We start from the raw sequence: 9,213 nt of genomic DNA on the forward strand, positions 1-9,213 counted from the left end.
TTTGAGGGGGAATTTTAGCGGAATCGGACGGATTCCCGACCCCTTGCGCCCTCGGGGACCGGAGGCCACATTGCGGGGCAACGCAAATTTCCCCCGTTCGAGGATCCATGGAACCGATGCTGAAGGGCGCCGCGCCGCAGGCTGCCCCCGCCGACCTCATCAAGGACAGCGACCAGACCAAATTCGCCAAGGACGTGCTGGAAACCTCGCGCACCGTCCCGGTGATCGTCGACTTCTGGGCGCCGTGGTGCGGGCCGTGCAAGCAGTTGCAGCCGGCGATTGAAAAGGTCGTCAAAGCGGCCAACGGCGCGGTCAAGCTGGTCAAGATCAACATCGACCAGAACCAGATGCTGGCCCAGCAGCTCAGGATCCAGTCGATCCCGGCGGTCTATGCCTTCTTCGGCGGCCGCCCGGTCGACGGCTTCATGGGCGCGGTGCCGGAAAGCCAGGTCAAGGCGTTCGTCGACCGCCTGGTGCAGGCGACCGGCGGACCAGTGGGCGAAGGCGGCGGCGACGAGATCGCCGAGTTGCTGGAGCACGCGAAGGCCGCCGTCGCGCAGAACGACCAGGATCTGGCAGCGCGCATCTACAGCGAAATCCTGGGCGCCGATCCCAAGCACGTCACCGCGCTGGCAGGCCTGGCGCGCTACAACCTGCAGACCGGCGACGTCGAGCAGGCCAAGGAGCTGCTGGCTCAGGTCGAGACCAAGGACAAGACCAACGCCGACGTCGTGGCCGTGCAGGCCTCGATCGACCTTGCCGAGAAGGCCAAGGAGGCGGGGCCGGTCGACGACCTCAAAGCCAAGGCCGCCGCCGACCCCAAGGACATGCAGGCGCGGCTCGACCTCGCCATGGCCTACTGGGCAGGCAACGAGCGCCAGGAGGCGATCAACGAGCTGCTCGCCATGATCAAGGCCGACCGCAAGTGGAACGAGGAAGCCGCCCGCCAGCAGCTCCTGAAGTTCTTCGAGGCGCTGGGCTTCGCCGATCCGCTCGCCGTCGACGGCCGCAAGCGGCTGTCGACCATCCTGTTCTCCTGATCGACGCGCCGGCATGACCGAGCGGGTGCCCGGGCGCAATCCGTTCGAACCGAGCTTCGAGCAGCTCCCCGAGACGCTGCCGATCTTCCCGTTGTCGGGCGTACTGCTGCTGCCTGGCGGCAAGTTGCCGCTCAACGTCTTCGAGCCGCGTTACCTTTCGATGATCTTCGATGCGCTGGCCGGCCATCGCATGATCGGCATGGTGCAGCCAATGCAGCCCGGCGGCTACGCCGGCGACGGACTGCCGACCGAGGACGGCCGGCCCAAGGTGCACAAGGTGGGCTGCGCCGGCCGCATCGTGAGCTTCAACGAGACCGAGGATGGCCGCCTGCTGCTGGCGCTGTCTGGCGTCTGCCGCTTCGAGATCGTGCGCGAGCTCGACCTCGCCCATGGCGGCTATCGCCGCGTTTCTTCAGTGTTCTCGCCCTATCGCGCCGACCTCGACCATGCCGACGAAGAGGTCGAGCTCGACCGCGACCGGCTGATGGCAGCGCTGGCTGCGTTCTTCCGCGGCCGTAATCTCTCGACCGACTGGGACGCCGTGAAGAAGGCGGCCGACGCCAATCTCGTGACCTCGCTGTCGATGGTCCTGCCCTTCGGCCCGGCCGAGAAGCAGGCCCTGCTGGAAGCCGCCGATTCGACGGCCCGCGCCAAGCTCTTGGTCGCCTTCCTGGAAATGAACGCCTTCGGCCAGGCATCTGAAACGCCGCCGAAACGGGCGAATTGATTCTTCTGGACCGCGCGCTCCCAGCGCGCTCATGAGGCGCGCTGGAAGCGCGCGGTCCGGAAGACCATGATATAAGGACGTCACCATGACCCCGCCCTCGGACGAACCTGCATCGCGCCGCTCAGGCGTCGATCCCAAGCTGCTGGAGATCCTGGTGTGTCCGGCGAGCCACGGGCCGCTGGAATACGACGCGGCGGCGGGCGAGCTGATCAGCCGCAAGGCCGGGCTTGCCTATCCTATCCGCGACGGCATCCCGATCATGCTGGTGAGCGAGGCGCGCGTGATCAGGGACGTGCCGTGAGCGCTGCAGATCAGTTCCCCAAGTCGGCGCCTGACGAAGGCAGCTACGAGACCACCGCGCCGTGGCCGACCGAGCTGCGTGTCTTCAAGGAAGAAGGTCGAATGGAGATCGAGTTCTCGGACGGCGTCACCCACTCGCTGCCGGCCGAGTACCTGCGCGTCGAAAGCCCGTCGGCCGAGGTCCAGGGTCATGGACCCAGCCAGAAGAAGATCGTGTCCGGCCGCCGTCACGTGAAGATCGCCGCTGTCGAGCCTGTCGGTCACTATGCCATCCGCATCGTGTTCGACGACCGTCACGACAGCGGCATCTACAGCTGGTCCTACCTGCGTGAGCTGGGCGACAGCTACGCCGAGAAATGGGCCGCCTACCAGGCCGCCCTGCTCTATCGCGGCCTGAGCCGCGACGCGTAAGCCTATCATGAAGATCGCCATCGCCGGCGCCGGCATCGGCGGCTTGACCGCCGCGATGTGCCTCCATCGCGCGGGCTTCGACGCCGAAGTGTTCGAGGCCGTGAGCGAGCTCCGACCGCTGGGCGTCGGCATCAACATCCAGGCGGGCGCCGTGCGCATCCTCTCGAGCCTCGGCCTGCAGCCGGCGTTGGCCGCCACCGCCATCGAGACGCGCGAACTGCGCTACGCCAACCGCCACGGCCAGACCATCTGGGCCGATCCGCGCGGCCGCCATGCCGGCCTGCCCTGGCCGCAATTCTCCATCCATCGCGGCGAGCTGCAGATGATCCTGTACCGCGCCGCCGAGCAGATGCTGGGCGCCGGTCGCATCAAGTTCGGCCGGCGCATCGCGGGCTTCGAGCAGAAAGGCAATACGGTCACGGCGCGCTTCGCCGACCGTGACGGCGCGATCGTCGAGACGACGGAGGCCGATATCCTGATCGGCGCCGATGGCATCCACTCCGCCGTGCGCGCCCATTTCCATCCCAACGAAGGCCCGCCCAAGTGGCAGGGCATCCTGATGTGGCGCGGCGTCACCGTGGGCAAGCCCTACCTCGGCGGCAACACCATGGTGCAGGCCGGCCATCACAATCAGAAATTCGTCTGCTATCCCATCAGCCGCGCCCACGCCGAGCGCGGCGAGGCGCTGATCAACTGGATCTGCGACCTGCATATGGGCGACGGGGCCATGCTGCCACGCGAGGACTGGAACCGCCCGGGCAACCTTTCAGACTTCCTGCCGCGCTTCGAGCACTGGAACTTCGGCTGGCTCGACGTGCCGGGCGTCATCCGCTCGGCCCATGCGATCTTCGAGTTCCCCATGGTCGATCGCGATCCGCTGCCGGGCTGGAGCCACGGCCGCATCACGCTCCTGGGCGATGCCGCACATCCGATGTACCCGATCGGCTCCAACGGCGCCTCGCAGGCGATCCTCGACGGTGAGGCGATCACCCAGGAACTTCTGGCCGGCAGCGATCCCGAAGCGGCGTTGAAGCGTTACGAACGGCGCCGCCTGCCGCCGACCGCGGCCATCGTCGAGAGCAATCGCCGCAAGGGCATCGACGTCATGCTCGACCTCGTCGAGCAGCGCGCGCCGCAGGGTTTCACCGATCTGGAAAGCGTGCTGCCGGCCGACGAACTGGAAAGGATCGTCGGCGACTACAAGAAGCTCGCGACCCAGGACCGCGAGACGCTGTTGAAGCTGGCGGCCGCACAATAAAAAACCGGCCCTGTTAGGGACCGGCCGTGGTAGCGGTTTATACCGGTCATCACATCACCGGCCGCCACCGAGAGAGAATATGGCATCTGACGATGACAGGATTATGGCGGTCGCTGCGCCTTTTTCTTCTCCTCCCCCGCCATACGGGGGAGGATACAGGAGGGGGAAAGCAACAAGCGAGATCCCTCCACGAATGAGATCATTCCGATCTGAAACTGGCTCGCATCAAGTGCGTGGCCTGCCCCTTCCCTACCCTCCCCCGTATGACGGGGGAGGAAAAGAGTGGCCATGAGCCTCGGCCGCGCCGTCGCCACTGTCGGCGGCTTCACGCTGCTGAGCCGGCTCGTGGGCTTCGCCCGCGACGTCGTGCTGTCGGCGGTGCTGGGATCGGGCGCGATGGCCGACGCCTTCGTCGTCGCCTTCAAGCTGCCGAACCTGTTCCGCCGCCTGTTCGCCGAGGGCGCCTTCTCGGCGGCCTTCGTGCCGCTGTTCTCGCGCGAGCTGCAGGACAACGGCCGCGCCGAGGCGCTGGCCTTCGCCCGCCAGGCGCATGCCGCCCTGCTGCTGGTGCTGGTGCCGTTCTCGATCGTGCTGATGGTTGCCATGCCGTGGGTCGTGGCGGTGCTGGCGCCCGGCATGCGCGCGCCGACCTTCGCCATGGCCGTCGAGTTTGGCCGCATCACCTTCCCCTACCTGCTGTTCATCTCGCTGGCCTCGCTCTACGGCGGCGTGCTGAACAGCATCGACCGCTTCGCCCATGTCGCGGCCACGCCCATCCTGCTCAACCTGGCGATGATCGGCACCGTACTCGGTCTCACGCCGCTCCTGCCCAACAGCGGCTATGCCGCCTCGATCGGCGTGGCGATCGGGGGCCTGTTGCAATGGCTGTGGTTGCTGATCGCCTGCGCCCGCGACGACGTCGGCATGACGCTGGTGCGCCCGCGCTGGACGGCGCGCGTCGCGCGGCTGGTCAAGCTCGCGACGCCGGTGGCGATTGGCGGCGGCGCGCAGCAGATCAGCACCATGCTCGACGTGGTGTGGGCCTCGCTGCTGCCGGTCGGCACGATCTCGGCCCTCTTCTACGCCGATCGCATCGCCCAATTGCCGCTCGGCGTCGTCGGCATCGCCATCGGCACGGCCCTGCTGCCGCTGCTGGCGCGCCAGCTCCGCGCCGGCCAGCTGGAATCGGCGATGGCCAACCAGAACCGCGCTATCGAGTTCGGCCTGCTGCTCAGCCTCCCCGCGGCGGTGGCACTATGGCTGCTGAGCGACCCCATCATCCGCGTGCTGTTCGAGCGCGGCCGCTTCGGGCCCGACGACACCCTGCGCACGGCAAGCGCGCTGGCCGCCTATGTCGTCGGCCTGCCGGCCTTCGTGCTGATCAAGGCATTGACCCCGGGCTTCTTCGCCCGCGAGGACACGCGCACGCCGCTCTATATCGCGATCGTCGCCATCGTCGTGAACGTGGCCCTCAATGTCTTCTTCCTTTACGGCACCAGCCTTGCCCAGGTCGGCGTCGCGCTCGCCACGTCGCTGTCGGGCTGGCTGAACGCGGCGATGCTGGCCATCGTGCTCTGGCGACGCGACCACTGGATCGCCGACCAGCGCCTGGTGTCGCGGGCGTGGCGCATGCTGGCGGCAACCGCGGGCATGGGCATCGCCCTTTGGGGCGCGCTCGTTGTGCTGGATCCCATCCTGGCCCACGCCAACACGAAGGGCGTGGTGGCTCTGTTCGGCGTCTGTGCGCTGGGAATGGCCGTCTACGCCGCTCTCGGCACGCTGTTGGGGGTCGTGCGTCTCGCCGAGCTGCGCTTCGTGATGCGCCGTCAGGCCGGTCTCAGATCAGGCGACCCAGACGAACAACCGTGACGCCGGCGCGCAACGGCCGGTTCACTGCCGGCATCACCAGCACGCAGTCGTCGTAGGGCGTCGTCACCGGCTCACCGTCGTCATGGCCCAGCACGGTGCCGGCCTTGGTGATCACCTCCTGGCCCTCGAAACGCCGAGCCGGCGTGAAGTTGCCGCGCTTGGTGGCAATGGCGTGGGTGACCTGCACGATGCGCTGGCTGGGCGGCGCGGGCTGCTTCCAGTCGGCCGGCAGGTCCGAGGCCTCGACGATCCCGGTCTCGGTGAGGAAGCGATGCGCCACGTCCTTGGCCACAACGACCGACGAGGCGCGCCAGTGCTGGCCGGTCTCGATCAGCAACGCGGTCTTGTCACTCTGCGGATCGCCGAAGCCGCCGTAGTCGCGCATGCGCATGCCGGCAGCATGGCCGCGGTCGCGCACGATGTCGGCCGGCGCGCCTAGCCGCCTGGCGAGCTCGGCGCCGCGGTCGAGCGGCCCGCACAGCATCAGCGGCACGCAGTCGTCGTGCATGGAATGGAGGTCGAGCAGGAAATCGGCGCGCTCGACATAGGGCCGCACGACCTGGGCGCGCCTGGTCTCGCGCGTCGTCGCCGGCTGGTCGAGCCGCCCCCAGGTGCGATTGAAATCCTCGTCGATCATGCGCGACTTGAACGGATTGTTGGGATCGAAACGCTGATAGGCCTCGAAATTGTTGAACGAGAAGATCAGCGTGCCCTGGCGCGGCGCGAGCCCGCGGCCGAGCAGCTCGTCGACCACGATCGCGCCCGACACCTCGTTGCCGTGCGTCAGCGCCGCCAGCATGACTGTCGGCCCAGGCATGCCGCTTTCTTTGACGTGGATGTAGGGCGCGTCGCCCTGCTCCCAGCGTCTGATGTCGGGAAAGTCGTATTCGATCGGGGGATTGTCAGACATCCGTCGGGGTCCGCCAGGCTGGAAAGGCTCTTCGAGCCTCAGGGGTAACCCGCACCGGGCATTTCGACAACCACGCTTTCGATCGCCTTCGGCAAATCATCCATATGGTCGACCACCAGGACGGCACCGGCCAATCGCAGTTCGATGGCAAGCGACGGCGTGGCATGGCTGCCGCCGGTGAATCCGATTGCGCGCATGCCGGCAGCTTTTGCACCGGCAATGCCGTGCGGCGAATCCTCGACGACGATGCAGTCGTTGGCGGCATGGCCGACGGCCTGCGCGGCATGCAGGTAGATATCCGGCGCGGGCTTGCCGCGCGCGACCAGCGCCGTGCTGAAGACGTACGGTGCGAAGTGCCGGGCGAGGCCCGTCGACTCGAGCTTCAACTGCAGCTTGGCCGGGATACTGGACGACGCAACGCATTTGGGTCGCCGCCGCAGGGCCTCAAGCGCCTCTTCGACGCCCGGCACCGTCCTGAGGTCGCTGTGGCAGCGCTGCCAGACGCGCTTTTCGCGCTCGTCCAACAGGCCGCGCGGCATCTCGCGGCCGAGCTCGGCGAAGACGGCCTCGTACATGTCGGTGCGGGCGATGCCGACGAAACGCTGCAGCAGCTCCTGTGGACTGGCGGCATATCCCAGGGGCCCCAGCAGCTCGGCGTCGACGCCATGTTCCAGCAGCTCGCTGTCGACCAGGACGCCGTCGCAATCGAAGATGACCAGAGGTGCCACGAGGCGGGCTTATAGCCCGCCTCGGCGGCCGGGGCGACTCAGGCTTCGCGATACCAGTTCGGCAGGTCCCAGGTGTTGTTGTCCCAGCCGCTCAGCTCGCAGACGAGCTTGCTGTTGGCGGCGGCGACGCCGAGGCGGGCCACCACCGGGATCACGACGACGTTGTTGATCACGAGCTCGTTGCACTTGATCAGCATGGCGGCACGCTTGATCGGATCGAGCTCGACCTGCGCCGTCTTATGGATGTCGTCGTATTCCTTGTTCTGCCAGCGCGTGATGTTGCGGCCCTGCCACTTGTTGTCCTTGGTGGCGGCCTCCCACGAGCAGAACTGGCGCAGGAAGATCTCCGGATCGGGCTGGCTGCCGTTATTGTACATCTGCAGGTCGCAGTAGAACTTGGTGTAGGTGTCCGGATTGGCGACGTCCGAGGAGAAGAACACCGACGCCGTCACCGCCTTCAGCTCGATGTCGATGCCGGCCTTCTGGCAGGCCTGCTTGACGATCGCCTGGTTCTTCTGCCGCGGCTGGTTGATCGAGGTCTGGTACGCGAACTTCAGACGTTTGCCGCCTTTCTCGCGGATGCCGTCGGCGCCCTTCTTCCAGCCGGCCTTCTCCAGGATGTCGATCGCCTTGTCGACGTTGAATTCGTACTTCGTGCTCTTCGAGCGGAAGCGCTCGGGATTGTTGATGTAGTTGGGCGTCGCCACGCCGCCACGGCCGTAGATGTGCTTCTCGACCGAGTCCTTGTCGACCAGCAGCGCCAGCGCGCGGCGGACCTCGACGTCGCTCAGGATCGGATGCTTGGTCTTGAGGCTCGACCGCTCGCCGTCGACCTCGGTCCATGGATCGGTGTTGTTGAGCTGGATGTGCTCGATGCCGCCGCCCTTGCTGTAGATGAGGCGGCCCTTGCCGCCCTTCTCCAGCTTGGTGAGGATCTCGTCCTCGACCTGCAGGTTCCAGGCGAAGTCGAATTCGCCCGACTGCAGCACGGCGCGTGCGGCGGAGACCGCGTCGCCGCCACCCTTCATCTCGATGGCGTCGAAGTGCGGGCGATTCTCGACGTGGTAGTTCGGGTTGATCACGCCCGACACAAGGTCGCCCGGCTTGAAGTCCTTGAACATGTAAGGGCCGGTGCCGACTGGCTTCAGGTTGGTCGGCGCCTCACGCGACTTCGAGCCAACGTAGTCGGCGAACAGATGGCGGGGAATGATCATGCCAAACCAGCCGACGAAGGCGTCGGCCCAGAACGGCGTCGGCTGCTGGAACTTCACGGTGACGGTGTGCTGGTCGACCTTCTCGACCGTAATGTCCTTGTAGGACCCGCTGCTGACCGCACCGGTCTCGGGATCGCGGGCATATTGCCAGGTGAAGACCACGTCGTCGGCGCTGAAGGGCTGACCGTCGTGCCATTTGACGCCCTTCTTCAGCCGCCACGTCACCGACTTGCCGTCGGCCGCCAGTGTGCCGTCCTCGCGACCGGGAACCGATTCGGCCAGGATCGGCCTGAGGTTGCCCTCGGCGTCCCAGCCGGCCAACGGTTCATAGAACAGGCGCGAGCCGTCCTGGTCCTTGGTGCCGACCGCGAAGTGCGGATTGAGCAAGGTTGGCCCTTGCCACCACAGCACCTTCAAGAGACCGCCGCCGCCGCGCTTGGTCGGCTTGTACACCGGCTGTGTCTGCGCCATGGCGACGCCCGACAGAGCGAGAAGCTGATTGGCGAAGGGCGCCGCCAGCCCCACTGCCGCCATGCGCCGCACGAAGGCGCGACGCGACAGTGCGCCCGCTTTCACCTGGCCCAGAAGACCACGCAAATCACGTTCGTCCATGGACGCCTCCCATCCTGATGTCGAAGCCCTGATCCCTGACGTTCCTGCTATCCTGCAAGATACGTGCAAGGCGGATGGGAACAGGCCGAGCTGCTGTCGTCAACGGCCGGCGGCACTCGTGCTCTGATCTCCTCCCCCGTCATA

Annotated in this window: 9 protein-coding genes; 6 read left to right on the forward strand and 3 right to left on the reverse strand. The window is 66.7% G+C overall.

The window, feature by feature from the left end; genetic code table 11:
* Positions 1–107 precede the first annotated feature (107 nt).
* From RSO01_RS44520 to murJ, 6 genes are all read left to right on the forward strand, one after another.
* The gene (locus tag RSO01_RS44520; RefSeq protein WP_147157067.1) at positions 108–1,040 is read left to right on the forward strand and encodes a thioredoxin family protein; all 933 of its coding nucleotides are present in this window, start codon (positions 108–110) and stop codon (positions 1,038–1,040) included.
* Between the two features lie 13 nt (positions 1,041–1,053).
* The gene (locus tag RSO01_RS44525) at positions 1,054–1,767 is read left to right on the forward strand and encodes an LON peptidase substrate-binding domain-containing protein (protein ID WP_147157068.1); all 714 of its coding nucleotides are present in this window, start codon (positions 1,054–1,056) and stop codon (positions 1,765–1,767) included.
* A gap of 85 nt (positions 1,768–1,852) precedes the next feature.
* Positions 1,853–2,068: a Trm112 family protein gene (locus RSO01_RS44530; RefSeq protein WP_147157069.1), complete on the forward strand. Its 216-nt coding sequence runs from the start codon at positions 1,853–1,855 to the stop codon at positions 2,066–2,068.
* A 74-nt stretch (positions 2,069–2,142) separates the two neighbouring features.
* Positions 2,143–2,478: a gamma-butyrobetaine hydroxylase family protein gene (locus RSO01_RS44535; RefSeq protein WP_281291640.1), complete on the forward strand. Its 336-nt coding sequence runs from the start codon at positions 2,143–2,145 to the stop codon at positions 2,476–2,478.
* Between the two features lie 7 nt (positions 2,479–2,485).
* Complete coding sequence (locus RSO01_RS44540) at positions 2,486–3,736, forward strand: flavin-dependent oxidoreductase (RefSeq protein WP_147157070.1); 1,251 nt, start codon at positions 2,486–2,488, stop codon at positions 3,734–3,736.
* Between the two features lie 288 nt (positions 3,737–4,024).
* A complete protein-coding gene (gene murJ / locus RSO01_RS44545) occupies positions 4,025–5,605 on the forward strand; it encodes a murein biosynthesis integral membrane protein MurJ (protein WP_147157071.1) in 1,581 nt (526 codons plus the stop codon).
* Here the strand turns inward: murJ and RSO01_RS44550 are convergent.
* From RSO01_RS44550 to RSO01_RS44560, 3 genes are read right to left on the reverse strand one after another with little or no spacing between them, the layout of a single operon-like run.
* A complete protein-coding gene (locus tag RSO01_RS44550) occupies positions 5,574–6,515 on the reverse strand; it encodes a M14 family metallopeptidase (protein WP_147157072.1) in 942 nt (313 codons plus the stop codon). The two genes, murJ and RSO01_RS44550, sit on opposite strands and share 32 nt — an antisense overlap.
* A 38-nt stretch (positions 6,516–6,553) precedes the next feature.
* Positions 6,554–7,243, reverse strand: coding sequence for an HAD family hydrolase (locus RSO01_RS44555; protein ID WP_147157073.1), 690 nt, complete (start codon positions 7,241–7,243; stop codon positions 6,554–6,556).
* Between the two features lie 38 nt (positions 7,244–7,281).
* A complete protein-coding gene (locus RSO01_RS44560; protein ID WP_147157074.1) occupies positions 7,282–9,069 on the reverse strand; it encodes a peptide ABC transporter substrate-binding protein in 1,788 nt (595 codons plus the stop codon).
* Between the last annotated feature and the right edge of the window lie 144 nt (positions 9,070–9,213).

The organism is Reyranella soli (assembly GCF_007992495.1).
In the GTDB taxonomy this organism is placed as follows: domain Bacteria; phylum Pseudomonadota; class Alphaproteobacteria; order Reyranellales; family Reyranellaceae; genus Reyranella; species Reyranella soli.

Bases quoted from the DNA above. Each gene is read 5' to 3' on its own strand.
- RSO01_RS44525 (WP_147157068.1), top strand. From the start codon at position 1,054: ATGACCGAGCGGGTGCCCGGGCGCAATCCGTTCGAACCGAGCTTCGAG.
- RSO01_RS44540 (WP_147157070.1), top strand. From the start codon at position 2,486: ATGAAGATCGCCATCGCCGGCGCCGGCATCGGCGGCTTGACCGCCGCG.
- murJ (WP_147157071.1), top strand. From the start codon at position 4,025: ATGAGCCTCGGCCGCGCCGTCGCCACTGTCGGCGGCTTCACGCTGCTG.
- RSO01_RS44560 (WP_147157074.1), bottom strand. From the start codon at position 9,069: ATGGACGAACGTGATTTGCGTGGTCTTCTGGGCCAGGTGAAAGCGGGC.
- RSO01_RS44520 (WP_147157067.1), top strand. From the start codon at position 108: ATGGAACCGATGCTGAAGGGCGCCGCGCCGCAGGCTGCCCCCGCCGAC.
- RSO01_RS44530 (WP_147157069.1), top strand. From the start codon at position 1,853: ATGACCCCGCCCTCGGACGAACCTGCATCGCGCCGCTCAGGCGTCGAT.
- RSO01_RS44550 (WP_147157072.1), bottom strand. From the start codon at position 6,515: ATGTCTGACAATCCCCCGATCGAATACGACTTTCCCGACATCAGACGC.